A 19835-nucleotide genomic window follows, 5' to 3' on the forward strand; every position below is an offset into this window, starting at 1 on the left:
AATGATCCGCAGCCCAATGATTTGCGAGTATAGCCCAGGACATGAGCAGCGCCAGCCCAGAAAAAGCAAGCACCGCAAGCTGGCATCTCGATAATGATACGCTGTACCTGCAAGGCGCCTGGACGCTGCTCCAGCTTTCGGGCCGACTGACACGGGTGCAAGAGGAGCTGGCGCGGCTGGGTGCCGGCAAAGACTGGAACCTGGAGCAGGTCGACAAACTCGATAACCTCGGGGCGCTTTTGCTCTGGCGCTGCTGGGGACGGCATTTCCCCGAGCAGCTGCAACTGCGCGCGCAGCATCGCCCTTTGTTCGAACGACTGGCGCACATCCAGCCCCTGCAGCCCAAGCACCGTGTTCCTGGACTTTTCGCCGTCCTCGACCAACTTGGGCGGCATATCGTAGCTGTTTTGCAGGATTTATGGGGGCTCTTCCTGCTCTGGGGCAATCTCCTGCAGGAGTTTTTCTATGCCCTTGCGCGCCCGGCCCATTTTCCCTGGAAAGAGATTTCTGCAACCATCGTCAGGACCGGCCCGGATTCCCTGCCGATTCTTTCTCTCATCGGCTTTTTGATTGGTATCGTCATCACCTACCAGTCGGCACCCACCCTGGCCAGTTATGGGGCCAACATTTATGTGATCAGCATTGCTGGCATCAGCATTCTGCGCGAGTTTGGCCCAATGATTGCCGCCATCATCATTGCCGGGCGCTCGGGATCGGCTTTCACCGCACAGATCGGCGCGATGCGCGTGACCCAGGAACTCGATGCCCTGCAGACCTTTGGGGTGTCCCCAGTGCAGCGGCTGATCCTACCCAAGGTGATTGCCCTCGCGATCACCATGCCCTTGCTGGTGATCTGGACGGATCTGGTGGGGATCTTTGGCGCGCTCCTGGTCTCCAATTTCAGCCTCAATATCAGCCCCGATTTTTTTCTGCGCGAGCTGCCGGTGATGGTACCCTCCTTCAATTTCTGGCTGGGGGTCGTCAAGGGCGTGCTCTACGGTATCTTGATCGCCTGGGTGAGCGGCTACCACGGCCTGCGCGTGCAGCCCAACACCAATAGCTTGAGTCGAGAAACCACCAACTCCGTAGTCTTGTCGATTACTCTGGTCATCGTCATCGATGCCATTCTCGCTATTCTGTTTGCCGATGTTGGCCTGGCTCCCGCATGAGCGACGAGATCGTTATCCGCTGTCACGAGTTGGGCACCCGCTTTGGTAGCCGCTGGATTCATCGTCACCTGGATCTGGAGGTACGGGCGGGCGAGATTCTCGCCATTGTCGGCGGCAGCGGCAGCGGCAAGACCACGCTGCTGCGCAGTATCATTGGCCTCAATCCCATTGCCGAGGGCAGGATCGAGGTCCTTGGCCAGTCCCTCCAGCAGTTGGATGGCAGGGCCGGACGCGCCCTGCGGCAGCGCTGGGGGGTCTTGTTTCAGTTGGGTGCCCTGTTCAGCGCCCTGACGGTATTCGAGAACATTGCCTTCCCGCTGCGGGAGTGGGGCGGTTTTCGTAAGGAAGACATCTGTGCCCTGGTGGCGCTGAAATTGAACATGGTCGGTCTGCAGCCCGAGGACGCCGATAAACTGCCGGCGGAGCTGTCGGGCGGCATGGTCAAGCGCGTTGCCCTGGCCCGTGCCTTGGCTCTGGACGCGGAGATCCTGTTTTTGGATGAACCTACCTCCGGGCTCGATCCCATTGCCGCTGCCGACTTTGATCAGTTGTTACGCCAGATCCAGGCAGACATTGGCTTGACCGTGGTGATGATCAGTCATGATCTGGAGAGCATTGCCGCCACCGCCAATCGCGTTGCGGTGCTCTCCGGCGGCAAGGTACTCAGCATCGGCCCGTTGCAGGAAGTCGCGCAAGTGGACGATCCCTACGTACGCGACTTTTTCCATGGCACGCGTGGCGAGCATTTGCTGCAAGACGTGCCAAAGTAGGAATGATTTGCCGAAACTGACCAGCATTATGCTAGCCTCTGCATCACAACTGCAATGCAGGCCAGTGTGCTTCCCCAAGCCGCTTTGGTCAATCCCCTGCTGGGATGGTTGCAGTAGCCCCCCAGCGCGGACCGATATGCCGTTCAATGGAGAGTTGATCAAGGATACGCGCAACCACAAAATCGACGAGGTCGTCCATGCTTTGCGGACGATGATAAAAGCCGGGGCTGGCGGGTAAGATGCAGACGCCGAGTCGTGCCAGCTTGAGCATGTTTTCCAAATGAATGGCCGAGACCGGGGTCTCTCGCGGTACAAGGATGAGCTTTTTGCCCTCCTTCAACATCACATCGGCGGCGCGTTCGATGAGATTGTTGGAGATACCCTGCGCGATTGCGGCTAGACTGCCGCCAGAACAAGGGCAGATGACCAGCGCTTCTGGCGCGTTCGAGCCGGAGGCCAACGGCGAAAACCAATCCTCCGGGGCATAGGCGGTCAGTTTCCCGCTGCTCGATCCCAGCTCGGCCCGCAGACTGGCGGCTAACTCTTCTGGACGACTAGGCAACTGCAAGCCGAGCTCCTCCCGCAACACCACCCGCGCTGCCGCCGAGACGGCCAAATGCACGTCGGCATCACTGGCGAGCAAATGCTGTAACAAACGTAGGCCATAGAGAGCGCCCGAAGCACCGGTCATGGCGAGCCCCAAGCGACGACGTTGGACACGGCTCATTGGCGTTCCTCCAAGGCGGCGAGCAAGCGCTCATGGATACCACCAAAAGCACCGTTACTCATCACCAGGATCTGGTCCCCTGGGGTTGCGTAGTTGGCGATGTCGGCGACGAGCTGCCCAATATCCTGATGCACATGCGCCGTTGCCGAGACAACCCGTCTGGCGTCCCAGGTGATTTCCTTCGGCGCATACAAAAAAATTGCATTCGCCCCGTGCAGGCTGGGGCCGAGGGTTTCGGCATGAACCCCCAACTTCATGGTATTGGAACGGGGCTCCAGTACTGCGAGGATGCGGCGCTCGGGCCCGACGTGGCTACGCAGGGCAGCCAAGGTCTTGGCGATCGCGGTAGGATGATGGGCAAAGTCATCATAGACAGCAACCCCCTGTACTTCTCCGCGCAACTCCAGACGACGTCGCAGACCGCGAAATTCTCCCAGGGCGGCGCAACTGGTGGCCACCGGCACCCCGGCATGGCGGGCAGCCAGGACGGCAGCAAGGGCATTCTGCGCGTTGAACTCCCCCATGGCCTGCCAGCGCACTTCGCCTTGCCATTGCGCCCCGCTCCAGATCGAGAACTGGCTGGCATCGGCAGACTCCAGTCGAAGCTGCCAGCCCTCCGTATCGGCAAACAGCAGATCAGGCGTCCAATGGCCCCGCTGCCAAACCCGCTCCAAGGCGGCGTCATCGGCTGGACGCAGAATCAGACCATCATCGGGCACGGTGCGGAGCAAGTGATGAAACTGGGTCTCGATCGCTGCGAGATTCGGGTAAATGTCGGCGTGATCATACTCGAGATTGTTCAAGATCAGGGTGCGTGGATGGTAATGAACAAACTTGGCCCGCTTGTCGAAGAAAGCAGTGTCGTATTCATCTGCCTCAATGACGAAAAAAGGGCTCTCCGTAAGTCGCGCCGAGCTGGCAAAATTGTTGAGTTCCGCACCCACCAGAAAACTGGGTTGTAAGCCGGCATATTCCAGAATCCAGGCGAGCATGGCGCTGGTACTGCTCTTGCCGTGGGTGCCTGCCACCGCCAATACCCAACGCCCCTGCAGAATCTCTTGCGCGAGCCATTCGGCACCGGAGCGATAGGGCAAGCCCCGACGTAGCACGGTCTCGACCAGAGGATTTCCGCGCGACAGGGCGTTGCCAATGACGATCAGCTCCGGAGGCGGATTGGGGAGATCGCGATCGTATCCCTCCTCCACGGCAATCCCCTCGCGGGCGAGGAGATCTGACATCGGTGGATACGCTTGCGCATCCACTCCCGTTACGCTGTGCCCCGCCGCGCGCGCCAGTAGGGCCAGACTGGCCATGAAGGTACCGCAAATCCCGAGGATGTGGATACGCATGCCGAGCTAGTGCATGGTCCCGGGCTTGGGGCCGTCGAGACGCTGGTCAAAAATCTGCCCGGCAAGTTCATACAGCGCGTTGAGTTTTTCCTGTGCTTCACGAAAGCGCTTTTGCAGCTCCGCTTCGGCGCCCAGCACGGGATGCTCTTCCAGGGAGCGATTGAAGAGCTCACGGATCATGCTCAAACGCTCCACCACCTCGAAATAGGACCACGGGTCGGGCGGCTGGGCATTGGCGGCGCTCAGCTCCTGCTGGTAAAACCAAACCAGCGAGGCACGGGTAACGGCGCGGGCCGCATTGCTCTCGTCGACCTCGACCATCTGCCACTCGAAACTGATGGGATCCTGCCAATCGAGATAAACGCGCCAGCGCATTCCCTGCTCGTCAAAGACATGCTCCAGGCGCGTGCCCACGCCACGATCCGCGAGACGGGCAATCAAGCGCTCCGTCTCCTCCCAGTCTTCGGCATAGGCAGGGGGGGTGCCCAAGGGGACCTGATCCATGACCAAGCGCTCGATGGACTCCAAATAGTCGCGGTCGAGGGGGGCTTGGCGCGCATACTCCAAGGCATCTTCCGGGCTCAAAAGAAGGTTCCTTCCAAGGGACTGCTGGCATTGGCATAGAGACGGCGCGGCATCCGCCCCGCCAGATAGGCCTTCCGTCCAGCCTCTACCCCCAAGCGCATCGCCTCGGCCATGAGCACCGGATCCTTTGCCCCAGCAATGGCCGTGTTCAGTAAAACCCCATCGCAGCCGAGTTCCATGGCCTCGGCCACATCCGATGCCGTCCCCACTCCGGCGTCCACCAGAATCGGCACCGTCGCCTGCTCAAGAATGATGCGGAGGTTGTAGGGATTCCGAATCCCCAGCCCGGAGCCGATGGGCGCAGCCAAGGGCATGACCGCGACACAGCCCATTTCCGCGAAGGCCTTGCAGGCCACCGGATCGTCATTGCTGTAGACCATGACCTCGAAACCCTCGGCAATCAGGGTTTCAGCGGCCTGAAAGGTTTGCCGCATGTCCGGAAACAGGGTCTGCGGATCGCCAATTACTTCCAGCTTGACCAGGGTCCAATCCCCTAACTCCCGCGCCAACCGGCAGGTGCGAACGGCGTCTTCTGCGGTGTAGCAACCGGCGGTGTTGGGCAGGATGGTAAAACGCTCGGCCGGAAGATGATCGAGAAGATTTTCCTCTCCCGCATGCTGGCCGAGATTCACCCGACGCAGGGCAACGGTGACAATCTCTGCGCCAGCGGCATCCAACGCCGTGCGGGTTTCCTGAAAATCCTTATATTTTCCCGTTCCCACCAAGAGACGGGAGTGAAAACTGCGACTGCCAATCTGCAACAGGTCTGCCATGACATCTCAACCTACAGCGAAAACCAGCAGATACTATACCGCTATCCGCCGCCCACGGCACGAATGACCTCAATCTGATCGCCCTCCAGCAAGACGGTGCTTTCCTGTTCACTGCGCGGCACCACGCCGCCGTTGCGCTCCACCGCCACCCGCTTGCCCGTAAGAGCGAGCATATCCAGCAAGGCAAGCACATTGCTTCCCGCCGGAAGCATCTGCTGCAATCCATTGACCTGAATCGTGATTTTCTGCGTCATCGCTATCCGCCCAATCATTCAAGGCATAAGAGCTCTTTGCCTGGTCACAGCCCCACCCACTGGTACTATGCCAGGCTCCTCGCTTTCAAACATCCACTCCAGTACGGAACGCAACGGAGTGCTGGGACTATGGCCAATGCATCGCCGTAGCCGGTCGGCATTCCCCAGGAGTCGCGGGACTTCGTTGGCTCGGACGAAGGCCGGGTTCATTCGTACGTCCAAATGATGCCCCGTAATCTCCGTCGCCATCTCCAGTACCTCGCGCAAGGCATAAGCCCGGCCCGAGCAGATGTTCAAGGTCTGCCCTGTGGCATCAGATGCCTGCAACAGATCGGCGTAGCAGGCCGCGACATCTCGTACATCCGAGAAATCCCGTGCTACGTCCAGATTCCCGAGCTCCACAGTCTCTGCCTTTCGGCGAAAGTGGGCGACGATCTTGGGGATGAGAAACTGGAGATCTTGCCCGACCCCCGTATAGTTGAAGGGCCGAACGATCACCAGCGGTAAGCGACGGAAGCTACTGCGCAGCATCTGTTCCATCGCCCATTTGCTGCAGGCGTAATGATTGACCGGATTGGGACAGACGGACTCATCAATCAGCTCAACCTCAGGCGTGCCGTAGACATTGGCCGAACTCGCCACCACCACACGTTCGAGCTTGGGCAGGTCCTGCAACGCGGACATAAGGTTCAGGGTGCCGAAGAGATTGATATCATAGAACGCACGCGGGTCGCCATGGCCCACAAAGGCTATCGCGGCCAAATGGATCACATAATTGGGCTGCAACTTTTGCACCACCCGCCGCAGACTTTCGGCATCCGTGAGATTCGCAACCCACTGCCCCGGGTCTACACCGGCAAGGGAGCAGAGCCCAACCACGCGGTAGCCACGTTGTTCCAAGACTTGCCGAAGGTAGCGCCCGGTAAAGCCGGTACTACCAGTTACCAATACTGTGGCAGATTCCATATCATTACGCTTGGTGGGAATATTCCAATGCAAGTTTCGCAACTAAATGATTTTATTGGAGGCTAGGCCCGGAATCGAACCGAGGTACACGGCTTTGCAGGCCGCTGCATAACCACTCTGCCACCCAGCCAGAAAGAAAAAGGGAAAGAAGCCTTTCCCTGGTAGTTGGAGCGGGAAACGAGGCTCGAACTCGCGACCCCAACCTTGGCAAGGTTGTGCTCTACCACTGAGCTATTCCCGCAACGTGTCGCGCATCTTACGGCGTGCTTCCCCCTTCTGTCAACCAGAGCGAGCGGCGCTGCCAGACTTCAGCTATGGGTGTGGAAACGCAGCAGTAGACTGATATTCCCGACCAAAGGCACCACGCGTTCATAGTTGGCCACGATCTGCACCGGCGCGTCACCATTTTTGATGATTTGGATATCCTGAGGGTTGATTTTGATCATTGCGACATTGAGGCGATCTTGCAGGTCATAGACAATCTCTCCGGCAGATTCCGAGGGGCTTGCATGACGTGCCTGATCCTGCAGGATATTTTGCAGCGAGAGATTGTCGTAGTAAATGGGGCCCACCTTCACCACTAAGCTCACGGCGATGGCCAACGCCACAATCCAAAAGATTGCCCCAATGAGGCCAATACCTGCCTCGCGGTTCTGTATGCCCAACATTGTCTTCCCTCGCGCGGAACCCGTACTTGGCAATTAGACGGAAGCCAAAGCTTTGCAATCTGGAGCGTGAGATTTAGTTCTGCGGGCCATCGAGGGCACGCCCGATTTGATGCCAGCGGACAGACCAGGTTTCGGCGTCCCAGGAAAACCAAATGAACATGGCCTTACCAACGATATTGCGGCGCGGCGTACAGCCCCAAAAACGGCTATCATCACTATTATCCCGGTCGTCCCCCATCATGAAATAACAATTGGATGGCACGGTATACGGGCCAAAATCCATATGCGCTTCTGGGGTATCGAATTCGATGATATGGAAGGTATGGCCGCCTATGGTCTGTGCATATTCCTTGGTGGGGATGACCATACCACTCTCGCCCTGCCCTTCCGGTCGATAATTGAAGGTGCCGACATATTTTTGTGGAACCAGTTTTCCGTTGATATAAAGGTCGTTCCCTTTGACTTCGATGGTATCGCCAGGCAATCCGATGACCCGCTTGATGTAATCGATACGCGGGTTTTTGGGATAACGAAAGACCATGATATCCCCGGCCTGCACCGGGTTACCCTGGGTCAGATCGGTGTGGATCAACGGTAGACGTAGGCCCCAGGTGAATTTGTTGACCAAGAGAAAATCGCCGACGCGGATGGTAGGCAGCATGGACCCCGAGGGCACCTGGAAGGGCTCTACCACAAAGGCCCGCACCAGAAAGACTACCAACAATACGGGAAAAAAACTGCGCGCATAATCCACCACGACCGGGACCTTTTCCTCGGCAGTACGGCGGCGACGCAGCAGGAAGCGATCAACAAACCAGATCAGCCCCGTCGCCACCACCGCCAAAAACAATCCAAGGGTAAAATCCATGCGCCTTTCCTCGTTCCGTCGTTACGCGCTCAGCTTCTCTTATCGCTTTGCAAAATGGCCAAAAAGGCCTCCTGGGGGATTTCTACCCGACCCACCTGCTTCATCCGCTTTTTCCCCTCTTTCTGCTTCTCGAGGAGTTTGCGCTTGCGGGTAATGTCACCACCATAACACTTGGCCAATACATCCTTGCGCATCGCCTTGACGGTTTCCCGGGCAATGATCTTGGCGCCGATGGCTGCCTGAATGGCCACCTCAAACATCTGTCGGGGGATCAGATCCTTCAAACGCGCTGCTAGTTCCCGCCCACGACGCTCGGCGAAGTCGCGATGCACGATCCAGGAAAGAGCATCGAGCTTTTCGCCATTGATGAGAATATCCATTTTCACCAGGGGGCCGCCCTGAAAACGGGAGAATTCATAGTCCATGGAGGCATAGCCACGACTGACGGATTTCAACCGATCAAAAAAGTCGAGGACCACCTCGTTCAGAGGCAGTTCATAGGTAACCATCACTTGACCGCCGGTAAATTGCAGGTTGATCTGCCGCCCCCGGCGCTCCTCGCAGAGGGTGATCACCTGACCGAGATAGCCATCGGGCGTGAGGATGTTGGCCCGGATCATCGGCTCGCGGATCTCGCGGATGCGGTTTACGGGGGGCAGATCGGCTGGGTTGGACAAGTGCAGAATTTCGCCGTCGGTGCTTTCGACTTCGTAGACCACCGTCGGGGCGGTACTCAGCAGATCGAGCTGGTATTCTCGCTCCAATCGTTCCTGGATGATTTCCATGTGCAGCAGGCCGAGAAAGCCGCAGCGAAAGCCAAAACCCAGTGCCTGGGAGGTTTCCGGTTCAAACTGCAGAGCCGCGTCATTCAGACGCAGTTTCTGCAGAGCCTCGCGAAAACGCTCGTAATCTGCCGAATCGATGGGATACAGGCCGGTAAACACCTGCGCCTGCACTTCGCGGAAACCAGGCAGAGGCGCATCGGCGGGCCGCGCTGCATCGGTCAGGGTGTCGCCTACCCGCGCGCCTTCGATACTGCGGATGCCAGCAATGACGAAACCCACTGTGCCGGTCTCCAAGGCGGGGATCATCAGCGCCTTGGGGGTAAAGACGCCCGTCTTCTCGACGACGTATTCCTTCCCACCGACCATGGTGCGGATGCGTTGACCACTGCGCAGACTGCCGTTGACCACCCGCACCAAGACCACCGTACCGACGTAGTTGTCGAACCAGGAATCAATGATCAGCGCCTGCAGGGGTGCCTCGGGATCGCCCTGCGGTGGAGGAATATCGCGCACCACCTGCTCCAGGATCGCGCGGATGCCCCGTCCTTCCTTGGCGCTGGCCAAAATGATATCGGTAGCTGGCAAGCCAACGATTTCCTCGATCTCGCGTTGCACCCGATCGGGATCGGCCGCAGGAAGATCGACCTTATTCAAGACTGGGATGATCTCCAGGTCGTGCTCCATGGCAGTGTAGCAATTGGCGACACTCTGTGCCTCCACGCCCTGGGACGCATCCACCACCAGCAACGCCCCCTCGCAGGCCGCCAGGGAACGACTGACTTCGTAAGAAAAATCGACATGCCCCGGCGTATCAATCAAATGAAAGATGTAGTCTTGCCCGTTGTCGGCATGGTACTGCAGGCGCACACTCTGCGCCTTGATGGTAATGCCGCGCTCACGCTCGATATCCATACTGTCGAGCACCTGGCTCGCCATCTCCCGCTCACTGAGAGCGCCACAAAGACGGATGAATTGGTCGGCGAGGGTGGATTTGCCATGATCGACGTGGGCGATGATGGAGAAATTACGAATTCTTTCTTGCGCTGTGCTCATGCACCCAAGTCTCAATAGAAAAGGGGATGGCGAATTGCCATCCCCCGAAATGCCTCATGAATCACCGAGGCAGCGAAAGAACAACGTAAAAATTCCCTTCGCGGCGATGAATGAGCACGGGGACCGGTTGCCCCGCCGGCAATGCCGCCACCATCTTCTGCAACTGGCTCACGTTCTGCACCGGCTGCTGTGCCACCTGCAAGATCACGTCACCTGGACGAATTCCTGCCAGCGCCGCAGGCCCATTGGCCACCCCAAGCACCAAGACGCCAGAAGACACGTCGAGCTGCTGCCGGGCGGCGGCGCTGAGCGGACCAACCTGGATCTTCATGCGCGCCACGCTACCCTTTTGCTCCGGCGCCTTCTCCTGCTGCGCTTCGCCCGTCTGGTCTTCCATCGTACTGGGAAGGCTCTCTACCGTGATGGGCAGCGTCATCGCCTTGCCATCCCGGATAATCCCGACCTTGGCCTGGAAACCCGCTGGCAAGGCCCCTACTAGCGGTGGGAGCTGCGCGGAGTTATAGATCGGCTGACCGTCGAAGGAGACAATGACATCGCCGGGCTTCAAGCCCGCCTTCGCGGCGGGTCCACCGGGCTCTACCTGAGAAACCAGCGCGCCCATTGGTTCCTTCATATGGAAGGATTGTGCCAAATCCATGCTGACGTCCTGCACCATGACGCCCAACCAGCCGAAATGCACCTTCTGATGAATTTTCAGTTGCTTGACGGCATCCATCGCAACATTGATGGGAATCGAGAACGACAGACCCATATATCCACCACTATTGGTATAGATCTGGTCATTGATGCCAATCACCTGCCCCTTCATATTGAATAGAGGGCCGCCGGAATTACCGGGATTGATCGGAACGTCGGTCTGAATGAAAGGAATATAGGGATCATCCGGGAGGGGGCGCGAGGTTGCGCTGACCACACCCTGCGTGACACTGTTTTCAAAACCGAAGGGCGCGCCTACGGCCAATACCCATTGCCCCACCTGCAGGCGGCCGGAGTCGCCAATTTGCACCGTCGGCAAGTTTTTGGCGTCGATTTTGAGTAGGGCCACGTCGATACGGTTGGAAAGCCCAACCAGCTTCGCCCGATACTGTTGATGATTGGTCAAACTGACAATGATTTTCTGCGCGCCACGCACCACGTGGGCGGCCGTGACGATATAGCCATCAGGGCTGACGATAAAACCAGAGCCCAGGGACTGCACCTGATATTTTTGCGCCGGAGCACCCTGCCCTCCCGGACCCATGAATGGCGCAAAGAATTGGTTAAATGGGGAGTTCGGCGGAAATGGTGACTGCGGTTGGCGGGCTTCCTTGGTCTCGGTGGTACTGATATTCACCACCGCCGGACCATAGTGCTTCACAATGGGCGTAAAATCCGGCAAGGCAACCAGATCCGCTCCTGCCGCCAGCGCCGCCGTTGGTGCAGCCGCCATGCCCATGAGTGCCAGAGCAATAGAAATTGCGCCGAGTGAGCGCCGCAAACGCCAAGTATTCCCTTGCACAGAACCTCCAGTAGTTCGGCACACAGGCCGATTCTTATCGCAAATATTCGGAAAGTGGCACCCGCGCCCTAGTTTTGGGAGGCGCCACTTGCTCCCGCTGCAGAGCGTAGCGAGAGGAACCGTGCTTGTCCAGAAAGCGGATTATTAATGTTGATGAGTGCCAGCACCCGTATAAATTCCTTCCTGTGCGCGAAAGTCCACCGGCAGCAGACCCGGAGCAGAGAACTGCGAGAAACCCACATTTTCCTCGTGCGCCCAACCGAGGTAGCGCTCCGGCACTGGACGCCAGATACGTTGAATGTCGCGCTGGATGGTGACATCCGCACGCATCAGCGGACCCGATGCTACAGAAAAGCGCACTGGGCGCAGGGAGAAGCGTTCACTGGCGGCGCTGGCCGCGGTCATCGGCACTACCGCCGCTGCGTTACCCGCTGGAGATCCCCCATGCCAAGGCGTAAAAACGAAAAGGGAGGCCGACAAAACGGTAACTGCCGCAACAGAAGACCAACCCAGCCAGTGGCTCCCACCGCGCCGCACGCCCTGGACCTGAGGCATTTCTGCGGCAATCGCCTCCTGCACCCGAGCCGCAAACCCGGGACGGGCAAGGGCTGCACCCACGCGCCCCTGTTGCAACAGGAACGATACGCGGTATTGCGTTTCCCAAGCATCCCGAAGGGCTGCTTCCTGTTCCAGACGGTTGGCCATGCGACGGGCGGACAAGGTGCCCAGTTCCCCATCCATGAACGCCATCAAGGCTGATTTCGTTTCATCGTTCATGACTGCTCTGCTCCAACAACGGCGCCAAAACCTTGGCAATCGCCTCACGTGCCCGGAAGATTCGAGAACGTACCGTCCCCACCGGACAATCCATTACCTGCGCAATTTCGTCGTAGCTCAGGCCTTCCAATTCCCGCAGACTCACGGCCTCCCGCAGATCCGCCGGCAACGCCTTCAGCGCGGCATCGATATGCTGGGCGATTTCCTTGCTAAGCAGTAAGCCCTCGGGAGTATCGTACTCTCTTAGTCCATCGGCGCTGTCAAATTGTTCCGCTTCCTCGGTATCGACATCGGCGATGCTGACCTTTCGCCCTTGGGCCACGAGATGGTTCTTGGCGGTGTTGACCGCAATTCTGTACAGCCAGGTGTAGAAGGCGCTGTCACCACGAAAGTTATGCAGGGCGCGATAGGCCTTGACGAAAGCCTCTTGCGCCACGTCCTCCGCTTCTTCCGGCTGGCGCACAAAGCGTCCGATCAAGGCAATCACCTTGTGTTGATATTTTCGCACCAGCAAATCGAAGGCTTGTCGTTCGCCCTTCTGTACGCGTTGCACGAGGAGAAGATCTGTCTGGGCACCACCGTCCTTGCCGGCATCGGCGGACTGCCCTGACGTTTTGCTCATTCGGCATTTCCTTTTGCATGATTCTGCTGGCCCACGCTCCAGCAAAAGGCCTCGCGCCTTTCACCAGTGTGGGCGTCATCGTATCATGAGCAACCATGCTGCATACAGATTTTCTCATCATTGGTGCCGGAAGCGCCGGGCTTGCCTGCGCCTTGGAGCTCGCCCAGATCGGGGCAGTCCTAGTCGTCAGCAAGGACACCTTGGAACTGTCTGCCAGCGCCTGGGCGCAGGGCGGCATCGCCGCAGTTTTGGCAGATGGCGAAGATTCCGTGGCACAGCATGTTGCCGATACCCTGCGCGCCGGTGCCGGGCTCTGTGAGCCCACCCAGGTAGAAGAGATCCTCGCCGCAGCGCCAGCGGCCATCGCCCGATTGCTGCACTGGGGAACCGAGTTTGATCGCTTGGGTGAGGACTGGCAGCGCACGCGGGAGGGCGGACATTCCGCGCGCCGAGTTCTGCATCGCGCCGACCATACCGGGCGCAGCATCATCCAGGCCTTGCTCCACGCTGCGGCGCTACACCGCAACATCACCCTGCTTCCCAACACCATCGTGGGGGCCCTGACGCAGGCTGCAGGCCGCGCCACCGGCGCCTGGATACAGACAGAGAATGGCCAATGGCAAGACCTGCGGGCACGCGCCGTCATCCTGGCAAGCGGCGGCCTCGGACAGGTCTATCTTCACAGCAGCAATCCCAGCGTGGCCACAGGCGACGGATTGAGCCTCGCCTGGCGTGCCGGCATCGAAATTCGCGACCTCGAATTCGTCCAGTTTCATCCTACCACCCTCTACCAACCCGGCGAGGCCGCCTTTCTGCTCAGCGAGGCGCTGCGTGGTGAGGGGGCGCTACTGCGCCTTCCGAATGGCGAACGCTTCATGGAAAAATATGACCCGCGCGGCGAGCTCGCACCACGGGACGTGGTAAGCCGCGCCATCGTTCGCGAAATGCAGCAGCACGGCTTGACCCACGTAGAACTCGACATGCGCCATGCCTCGCCCAATCTCCTCGCGGAGCACTTTCCGACCATCACCGAGCATTGTCGCAGCCGCGGGCATGATCCAGCGACCACGCCCCTGCCAGTGGTTCCTGCGGCGCATTACAGCTGTGGCGGGATCCGTGTTGATGGCGTCGGCAGAACCCAGCTTCCGGGCCTATATGCCATTGGCGAGGTCGCCAGTACAGGGTTACATGGCGCCAACCGGCTGGCCAGCAATTCGCTGCTGGAGTGCATTGTCTGCGCCCATTCGGTCTATGCCGATCTTGCCGGGCAATCGACCCTACCACCACTGTCGGCCGCGGAAACCCCACAGCAAACGTTGGCGCCCCCGATAGCGGTGGAACTCCTCAGCAGACGACGCCAGGCGCTCCAGGACCTCCTCTGGAATCAGGTCGGCATCCTCCGCGAACAACGCGGCATGGCGGATGCCTTGGCGCAACTGCAGGCTTGGGAGGACGAATTTCCCTGGCCCTCTGGGACCCTGCCGTCCAGCAGAATGGCATTGGAATGGCAGAGCCTGCTGCGCAGTGCTCTATTGATCACTCAGGGCGCCCTACAACGCCACGAATCCCGCGGCTGCCATTACGATCAGGACTTTCCGGAGCTGTCTGCCCAGGCACAGCATCTGCGTCAGCGGCAGGATTGGGATGGGACGCGGACCAGTGCCGTCGGGCATGGAGACGCCAGCGACGCCAACGCGGATCCATTGCCGCAAAGCGCGCCAGAACCGTGAACTGTTCGCCATCTGCGGACAAAAAGCGAAGCAGCAGGAAGCGGTGTGCATAGACACCCCCAGACAGGACCAAGCCAGCGTGCCGCTCTCCGTTCAGCAAGCGCAGTTCCACTTGATCGCCGCCACGATGCAGCAGCAAGCGCGGCATCAGGCGACGGCGGCGCATCGTCCACGGGCAAGAGCGGACGCCCCAGATCCCCGCCAGCGCAGCCAGCAGGAGCGCCGCACGCCAGTCCACCGCCAGGGTCAACAAACTGGCGAGCCCAGCCACGAGGCAAGGGAGAACATACAACAGCCACTGCAGCTCGCGTCGGCCCAAGGCCAAGGCAGGCAGAGATTGGTGCGGGTCGACACCCGCGTTATCATGACCCTCTTTCATTGACTTCTTCGCGGAGACTAAGCCCATGGCGGAAATCCAATACGCTCCCCTGTCCGAACATTTGGCAGCCATCCAGGTCCATGGCCCCGACGCAGAAAAATTTTTGCAGAGCCAATTCTCCAACGACCTCTCGCGCCTGCCAAGGGGTGAGGGGCATTGGAGCAGTTACAGCACTGCCAAGGGTCGGATGATTGCCAATTTTTTTCTGCAGCGCGAGGAAGCAGGCCTTTTTCTGTTTCTCGCCGCTGACCTCGCAGAAGAAGTCGGGCAACGTTTGCGCAAATTCCGGCTGATGGCCAAGGCAGAGATCGAGCTCAGCCCCCTGAGCTTGTGGGGCATCTGGGGCAAGGATCTCGACCCAAGCGCTCTGCAATCCCAGCTACAGGCGGCAACTGGGGCGGCAGGCACGGCGCTCGTGGCGGCGCTCCCCTGGCCACAACCGGCTGCACTGCTTCTGCTGCAGGACGGCACCCTGCTCGCGCCAGTGGCTGAGTCGGCGGGAGCCAACCATGCTACCGCCAATGACTGGTGGGCTGCCGCGATCCATGCCGGGACGGCCTTTATTTCCGCCGCAAGCACGGAGCAAATCATTCCCCAGGAGTTGAACCTAGAGGTACTGGGCGGGATCAACTTCAAGAAAGGCTGTTATCCCGGCCAGGAGATTGTCGCACGCTCGCACTACCTTGGCGCACTCAAGCGGCAGTGCTACCTGATCCACAGCGACAGCGCTCTCGCCCCCGGTCAGGAAATCTTTGCTCCCAGCATGGGCGAGCAGGCCGTAGGGCTGGTGATCAACGCGGCGCAGCAAGGGAGCGGAAGCGTGGCACTGGCGGTATTGCGGGCAGCCAATGAGCAGGAACCCTTGCATCTGGGCGAGGTCGATGGACCGTCGCTACACCTGGGTAGCCTACCCTACGCCCTGCCCCTTTCGCAGCAGAAGCTGGAGAACTAACGTAAATGTGGGGCCTGATCACCGGAGTCGTCAGCTATTTCCCTTTTGCCTGGGTTGGCCATCGATACTTGGACGACCACGGCATGCCACCGGGATTCAGCCGCAAGCTCCTCGTATTTTTGCTCGCTAGCGTACTATCGTCCGGGCTGGGCTACGGGGTTTCACGCCTCACCAGCAGTCCGCAACATGTGCGGGAGCAGGCGGCAATGCAGCAAAAAACCATGCAGCTTTTGGGTAGCACCCTGCATTGTGTGAATGACCTAAGCAACCCCAAGTGCCAACAGAATGCCGCAACGGCGCACCAGCTATTGCATCAGATATTGGGCACCGAGCTCGGAAAATCACAGGGCTAGATCAGGCATCAAATAGGGTACCGCCGAACTGGGCAAAACGATGCAAGAGGCTATCCCCTCGCGCCACTAGATCGGCATAGGCTCCGCTCTCCCGCACCTGGCCATCCGCCAAGACATAGATTCGATCCATGTCCTCCAGCCCAAGGAGTCGATGGGTGATGTAGATCACCGTGCGCCCCTGCATCAGGGCACGCAGATCCTGCAGAAACTTGGCCTCGGTAACCGCATCCAGACCCTCGCTCGGCTCATCCAGGATCAGGATTGGGCTATCCTTGAGCACCGCGCGGGCAATCGCAATACGCCGCGCCTGCCCGCCCGAGAGATTCACCCCTCCCTCACCAACAATGTTGTCCAGCCCCTGCGGCAATCCCTCAACAAAGTCTGCAAGCTGGGCCTGGCGCAGCGCTGCCCATAGTTCTTCTTCTTCCGCATCGCCCTTGGCCAGCAAGAGATTGTCCCGTATCGTGCTGTGGAAGAGATGGCTGCGCTGGGAAAGCAGCGCAAAATACTGGCGCAATTGGTCACCGGGATAATCCCGCAATTCTCTTCCCCCCAACCGTGCCGAGCCGCTCTGGTAGTCATAAAAGCGCAGGAGCAGATTGGCAATGCTGCTTTTACCGGCGCCCGTCGCTCCCAGGATGGCAACACGTTCCCCCTGCCCTATGCGCAGGCCCAAGCCCCGCAGGGCATCCTCACGCGCCGTGGGATAGCGCAGATGAAGGCCCTGGATCTCGATGTCGAAATGCTCCGGGGCAGGCACCGCATCCACTGCCTCGTGAAATGCGGGCGGGGTATCGGCCACTTCAAAGATCCGTCGTGCCGCCTCCCGCGTCTGACCCAAAAACTGGAAAGCCAATGGCAAGGCCAATACCGCCTCGAAGGCCGCCATGGTCCCGAGAGCGAACATGGGTAGTTCCGCGTGGGGTAGCGTATGACGCGCAACCAGCGGTATGGCCAGCAGCAGGATCACCCACAAGGTGAGATTGGCCATGAAGCCCATCCCTGCCGTGCCGATGCCTGCCACCCCAGCCAAGCGCCGCTGGCGCTCGAGCAAGGCGGCATTTTCCTGCAGAAACCGTCCCTGGACGCGCTCAGCGGCATTGGCGGTGAGAATCTCTCCCATCCCCTGCAGGGCGTCGATCACCTGGGTACGCATCTCCGCTTGAAGCCGTGTCACCTCGCGACTGCTGCCCGCCCCCAAGCGCTCGCTGAGGAGGGGCAACAGTAAACCGGTAAGGGCCAGTAGAACGAAGAGTGCCAGGCCCACGGACCAGGCATAGAGGGCAAAGAAACCTGCCATGAGCAGGGTCGCCAAGCCTGCCACAAGGAAGGGGGTGAAAACGCGCAGATAAAAGTTGTTGAGGGTGTCGATGTCCGCCACCAGGCGGGAGAGAATATCGCCGGAGCGATAGCCCTGCAGCCCCGCTGGCGCCAATGGCTCGATGCGGGTATAGAACCAGACTCGCAGCCGCGACAGGAGGCGAAAGGTCGCCTCATGGGTGACGATGCGTTCCAACCAGCGGGAAATCACCCGCGTGGTGGCGAAGGCGCGCACCCCCGCTGCCGGCAGGAAGAAATTGTACTGGTTCAGTGTCGCCCAACCCCCCAGACCGGCCAAGGCAGCACTGGCAAGAAACCAGCCGGACAAGGTCATCAGGCCAAAATTGGCGAGGATGGTCAGCAGACTGAGCAGCGCGCCGCCAAGCATCCACCAGCGATAGGGCGCAAAGAGGCGCAGCAAGCGCCAGAGATCACGATTATTTGCCATGCCGCCCCCGATACGCCTGCACCAAGCCAGCGTAAGCCCCCCCCTGCGCCAACAACTCCCCATGGCTGCCGCTCTCCTCGATCCGGCCACGATCCAGAACGACGATACGTTCGGCGCGCTGGGCGGTAGCAAGGCGGTGGGCAATGACGATCACGGTGCGCCCTTGCCGCAGCCGCTCCAAGGAGTCCAGGAACAAGGATTCGCTCTCCATGTCGAGATTGGCGGTAGCCTCGTCCAAGAGCAGCAGACGAGGATTTTTGAGGAAAGCACGAGCCAGCGCCAGACGCTGAATCTGCCCGCCGGAGAGGCCCTGCCCCAGGTCACCGATGCGAGTATCCCAAGATTGGGGTAGATGTTCGATAAACTCGAGCGCATGGGCATCCCGCGCCGCCTGATCTAACTCGGCATCGCTCGCCTCTGGCCGCGCGAGGCGGAGATTATCAGCGATACTCCCGTAAAAGAGACGCGGACTCTGGGGAATCCAGGCCAGTTGCGCGTGCCAGGACTCCTTCTCGATGCCGGACAGATCCTGCCCATCCACCAGAATGCGGCCTTGTTGCGGCTGAACAAAGCCGAGCAAGGCATTGGCAAGGGTGCTCTTGCCCGCGCCGCTGGCACCGACAATAGCCGTATAGCTGCCCGCCGGAAAATTGACCGTCAGGCCAGCCAGTGCCTCCTCATATTCCGGCGCGTAGCGAAAATGGAGATCCTCGATCTCGATTGCCAGCGGTGCAGACGAAGCCGGCAATGCCTGGCCGGCGCCCGCTTGCGTCGGTGCCGGCGCGTCCAGGATTTCAAAAATCCTCTTGGCGGCGGCAATGGCACTCATGCGCGCATGATAGTGGGTAGAAAGACCCCGCAAGGGTGCAAAAAACTCCGGCGCCAGCAGCAGCACAAAAAAGGCCGCATAGAAATCGACACTGGCATGCACCTGCAAGAGTCGCGCCCCCAGCGACACCGCTACCAGGGCGATGGAGAGGCTGGCGAAAAACTCCAGCACCGCCGAGGTCAGAAAGGCCACGCGCAGACCCGCCATGGTACTGCGGCGGTAGTTTTCGGAGATATGGGCGACAATTTCGATCTCGTCCTTGGCGCGGCCAAAGATCTTGAGCGTCGTCAGCCCTTGTAAGGTATCGAGAAAGTGCGCGCTCATGAGCAGGAGCTGGCGCCACTGGCGCTGATTGATCGCCTCTGCCGCGTAACCCACCAGGACCATAAAAAACGGAATCAGCGGGCCACTGATCAGTAGGATCAGGCCACTGATCCAGTCCACCGGGAAGACAAAGACCAGAATGGCCAGCGGCACCAGGCTAACCAGGGCCATCTGCGGCAGATAACGAGAAAAATACGGCTCAAGCGCCTCAACACCCTCGATCAGGGTACTGGCAATGTCTCCTGCCCGCTCCCCCGCCAACGCCACCGGCCCGCGGGCGAAGAGGTGTTGCAGCAATTCCTGGCGGAGCTGGGTCTTGATGCTGGCGCTGGCCCGAAAGGCGACAATTTCTCCCGCCCAGGAGAGCAGCGCGCGCAAAACAAAGAGGCCGAGCAAGGCCGCAAGAAAACCCGATACCGCGGCGAGGCCCAAGCCATGAAAAGACACGTCGTTGACAATATGGGCGAGGATCCAAGCCTGCAGAATAATCAGGAACCCAGCCAGAAGGCCAAGACCGATGGCAAAATAGAGCGCACCCCGCGCGCCCTTGCCCGTTTTCATCAGTCGTTGATCAATGCGTTCCGCTTTTGCCACGGTCTCCGCCTTCTATTGAGA

At 59.6% G+C, this 19835-nt stretch carries 20 protein-coding genes and 2 tRNA genes; 6 read left to right on the top strand and 16 right to left on the bottom strand.

What is annotated here, in order from left to right:
* Positions 1–41 precede the first annotated feature (41 nt).
* Positions 42–1169: an MlaE family ABC transporter permease gene (locus tag M5D89_RS12325; protein ID WP_248886093.1), complete on the top strand. Its 1128-nt coding sequence runs from the start codon at positions 42–44 to the stop codon at positions 1167–1169.
* Entirely contained in the window at positions 1166–1939 is a 774-nt protein-coding gene (locus M5D89_RS12330; protein WP_248886094.1) for an ABC transporter ATP-binding protein, read from the top strand. The genes M5D89_RS12325 and M5D89_RS12330 overlap by 4 nt, the downstream gene beginning before the upstream one ends.
* 88 nt (positions 1940–2027) lie before the next feature.
* Here the strand turns inward: M5D89_RS12330 and M5D89_RS12335 are convergent, their stop codons facing one another.
* The 14 genes from M5D89_RS12335 to rpoE form a co-directional block, all read right to left on the bottom strand.
* Complete coding sequence (locus M5D89_RS12335; protein ID WP_248886095.1) at positions 2028–2666, bottom strand: flavin prenyltransferase UbiX; 639 nt, start codon at positions 2664–2666, stop codon at positions 2028–2030.
* A complete protein-coding gene (gene mpl, locus M5D89_RS12340; RefSeq protein ID WP_248886096.1) occupies positions 2663–4015 on the bottom strand; it encodes a UDP-N-acetylmuramate:L-alanyl-gamma-D-glutamyl-meso-diaminopimelate ligase in 1353 nt (450 codons plus the stop codon). The genes M5D89_RS12335 and mpl overlap by 4 nt, the downstream gene beginning before the upstream one ends.
* A 6-nt stretch (positions 4016–4021) precedes the next feature.
* A complete protein-coding gene (locus M5D89_RS12345) occupies positions 4022–4600 on the bottom strand; it encodes a hypothetical protein (protein WP_248886097.1) in 579 nt (192 codons plus the stop codon).
* Positions 4597–5373, bottom strand: coding sequence for a thiazole synthase (locus M5D89_RS12350; RefSeq protein ID WP_248886098.1), 777 nt, complete (start codon positions 5371–5373; stop codon positions 4597–4599). Before M5D89_RS12350 ends, M5D89_RS12345 begins: the two co-directional genes overlap by 4 nt.
* Positions 5374–5414: 41 nt before the next feature.
* Entirely contained in the window at positions 5415–5627 is a 213-nt protein-coding gene (thiS, locus tag M5D89_RS12355; protein ID WP_248886099.1) for a sulfur carrier protein ThiS, read from the bottom strand.
* Positions 5628–5645: 18 nt separating this feature from the next.
* Complete coding sequence (locus tag M5D89_RS12360; RefSeq protein ID WP_248886100.1) at positions 5646–6593, bottom strand: GDP-mannose 4,6-dehydratase; 948 nt, start codon at positions 6591–6593, stop codon at positions 5646–5648.
* A 56-nt stretch (positions 6594–6649) separates the two neighbouring features.
* A tRNA-Cys gene (locus M5D89_RS12365) sits at positions 6650–6723 on the bottom strand.
* A gap of 36 nt (positions 6724–6759) precedes the next feature.
* Positions 6760–6834: transfer RNA gene (locus M5D89_RS12370), tRNA-Gly, on the bottom strand.
* A 67-nt stretch (positions 6835–6901) separates the two neighbouring features.
* Positions 6902–7261 carry a DUF4845 domain-containing protein gene (locus M5D89_RS12375; RefSeq protein WP_248886101.1) on the bottom strand — a complete coding sequence of 120 codons (360 nt, stop codon included), beginning with the start codon at positions 7259–7261 and terminating at the stop codon, positions 6902–6904.
* Between the two features lie 73 nt (positions 7262–7334).
* A complete protein-coding gene (lepB, locus tag M5D89_RS12380; RefSeq protein WP_248886102.1) occupies positions 7335–8129 on the bottom strand; it encodes a signal peptidase I in 795 nt (264 codons plus the stop codon).
* A gap of 29 nt (positions 8130–8158) precedes the next feature.
* Positions 8159–9967 (bottom strand): translation elongation factor 4, encoded by a 1809-nt coding sequence (gene lepA, locus M5D89_RS12385; RefSeq protein ID WP_248886103.1) that lies wholly within the window; start codon positions 9965–9967, stop codon positions 8159–8161.
* 61 nt (positions 9968–10028) lie between these two features.
* Positions 10029–11423: a DegQ family serine endoprotease gene (locus M5D89_RS12390; RefSeq protein WP_248886474.1), complete on the bottom strand. Its 1395-nt coding sequence runs from the start codon at positions 11421–11423 to the stop codon at positions 10029–10031.
* 207 nt (positions 11424–11630) lie between these two features.
* Positions 11631–12263: a sigma-E factor negative regulatory protein gene (locus M5D89_RS12395; RefSeq protein WP_248886104.1), complete on the bottom strand. Its 633-nt coding sequence runs from the start codon at positions 12261–12263 to the stop codon at positions 11631–11633.
* The gene (rpoE, locus tag M5D89_RS12400) at positions 12253–12885 is read right to left on the bottom strand and encodes an RNA polymerase sigma factor RpoE (RefSeq protein WP_248886105.1); all 633 of its coding nucleotides are present in this window, start codon (positions 12883–12885) and stop codon (positions 12253–12255) included. The genes M5D89_RS12395 and rpoE overlap by 11 nt, the downstream gene beginning before the upstream one ends.
* 95 nt (positions 12886–12980) lie before the next feature.
* On the opposite strand from rpoE, the gene nadB reads away from it, so the two are divergent.
* From nadB to M5D89_RS12420, 4 genes are all read left to right on the top strand, one after another.
* Entirely contained in the window at positions 12981–14615 is a 1635-nt protein-coding gene (gene nadB, locus M5D89_RS12405; RefSeq protein ID WP_248886106.1) for an L-aspartate oxidase, read from the top strand.
* A 79-nt stretch (positions 14616–14694) separates the two neighbouring features.
* Positions 14695–14997 carry a hypothetical protein gene (locus M5D89_RS12410; protein ID WP_248886107.1) on the top strand — a complete coding sequence of 101 codons (303 nt, stop codon included), beginning with the start codon at positions 14695–14697 and terminating at the stop codon, positions 14995–14997.
* Positions 14998–15019: 22 nt separating this feature from the next.
* Positions 15020–15946 (top strand): CAF17-like 4Fe-4S cluster assembly/insertion protein YgfZ, encoded by a 927-nt coding sequence (ygfZ, locus tag M5D89_RS12415; protein ID WP_248886111.1) that lies wholly within the window; start codon positions 15020–15022, stop codon positions 15944–15946.
* Positions 15947–15951: 5 nt separating this feature from the next.
* On the top strand, positions 15952–16299 hold the full coding sequence (locus M5D89_RS12420) for a hypothetical protein (RefSeq protein WP_248886113.1): 348 nt from the start codon (positions 15952–15954) through the stop codon (positions 16297–16299).
* A 1-nt stretch (position 16300) separates the two neighbouring features.
* Here M5D89_RS12420 and cydC read toward each other — a convergent pair whose 3' ends face one another.
* Both cydC and cydD read right to left on the bottom strand, forming a co-directional pair.
* Complete coding sequence (gene cydC / locus M5D89_RS12425; protein ID WP_248886114.1) at positions 16301–18067, bottom strand: thiol reductant ABC exporter subunit CydC; 1767 nt, start codon at positions 18065–18067, stop codon at positions 16301–16303.
* Positions 18057–19814, bottom strand: coding sequence for a thiol reductant ABC exporter subunit CydD (cydD, locus tag M5D89_RS12430; RefSeq protein WP_248886115.1), 1758 nt, complete (start codon positions 19812–19814; stop codon positions 18057–18059). The genes cydC and cydD overlap by 11 nt, the downstream gene beginning before the upstream one ends.
* Between the last annotated feature and the right edge of the window lie 21 nt (positions 19815–19835).

This window comes from Acidithiobacillus acidisediminis (genome assembly GCF_023277115.1).
GTDB lineage: Bacteria > Pseudomonadota > Gammaproteobacteria > Acidithiobacillales > Acidithiobacillaceae > Igneacidithiobacillus > Igneacidithiobacillus acidisediminis.

What these genes read in the sequence shown, in the direction of transcription:
- M5D89_RS12325 (WP_248886093.1), top strand. Translation starts at nt 42, where the DNA reads ATGAGCAGCGCCAGCCCAGAAAAAGCAAGCACCGCAAGCTGGCATCTC.
- M5D89_RS12330 (WP_248886094.1), top strand. Translation starts at nt 1,166, where the DNA reads ATGAGCGACGAGATCGTTATCCGCTGTCACGAGTTGGGCACCCGCTTT.
- M5D89_RS12335 (WP_248886095.1), bottom strand. Translation starts at nt 2,666, where the DNA reads ATGAGCCGTGTCCAACGTCGTCGCTTGGGGCTCGCCATGACCGGTGCT.
- mpl (WP_248886096.1), bottom strand. Translation starts at nt 4,015, where the DNA reads ATGCGTATCCACATCCTCGGGATTTGCGGTACCTTCATGGCCAGTCTG.
- M5D89_RS12350 (WP_248886098.1), bottom strand. Translation starts at nt 5,373, where the DNA reads ATGGCAGACCTGTTGCAGATTGGCAGTCGCAGTTTTCACTCCCGTCTC.
- thiS (WP_248886099.1), bottom strand. Translation starts at nt 5,627, where the DNA reads ATGACGCAGAAAATCACGATTCAGGTCAATGGATTGCAGCAGATGCTT.
- M5D89_RS12360 (WP_248886100.1), bottom strand. Translation starts at nt 6,593, where the DNA reads ATGGAATCTGCCACAGTATTGGTAACTGGTAGTACCGGCTTTACCGGG.
- M5D89_RS12375 (WP_248886101.1), bottom strand. Translation starts at nt 7,261, where the DNA reads ATGTTGGGCATACAGAACCGCGAGGCAGGTATTGGCCTCATTGGGGCA.
- lepB (WP_248886102.1), bottom strand. Translation starts at nt 8,129, where the DNA reads ATGGATTTTACCCTTGGATTGTTTTTGGCGGTGGTGGCGACGGGGCTG.
- lepA (WP_248886103.1), bottom strand. Translation starts at nt 9,967, where the DNA reads ATGAGCACAGCGCAAGAAAGAATTCGTAATTTCTCCATCATCGCCCAC.
- M5D89_RS12390 (WP_248886474.1), bottom strand. Translation starts at nt 11,423, where the DNA reads ATGGGCATGGCGGCTGCACCAACGGCGGCGCTGGCGGCAGGAGCGGAT.
- M5D89_RS12395 (WP_248886104.1), bottom strand. Translation starts at nt 12,263, where the DNA reads ATGAACGATGAAACGAAATCAGCCTTGATGGCGTTCATGGATGGGGAA.
- rpoE (WP_248886105.1), bottom strand. Translation starts at nt 12,885, where the DNA reads ATGAGCAAAACGTCAGGGCAGTCCGCCGATGCCGGCAAGGACGGTGGT.
- nadB (WP_248886106.1), top strand. Translation starts at nt 12,981, where the DNA reads ATGCTGCATACAGATTTTCTCATCATTGGTGCCGGAAGCGCCGGGCTT.
- ygfZ (WP_248886111.1), top strand. Translation starts at nt 15,020, where the DNA reads ATGGCGGAAATCCAATACGCTCCCCTGTCCGAACATTTGGCAGCCATC.
- M5D89_RS12420 (WP_248886113.1), top strand. Translation starts at nt 15,952, where the DNA reads ATGTGGGGCCTGATCACCGGAGTCGTCAGCTATTTCCCTTTTGCCTGG.
- cydC (WP_248886114.1), bottom strand. Translation starts at nt 18,067, where the DNA reads ATGGCAAATAATCGTGATCTCTGGCGCTTGCTGCGCCTCTTTGCGCCC.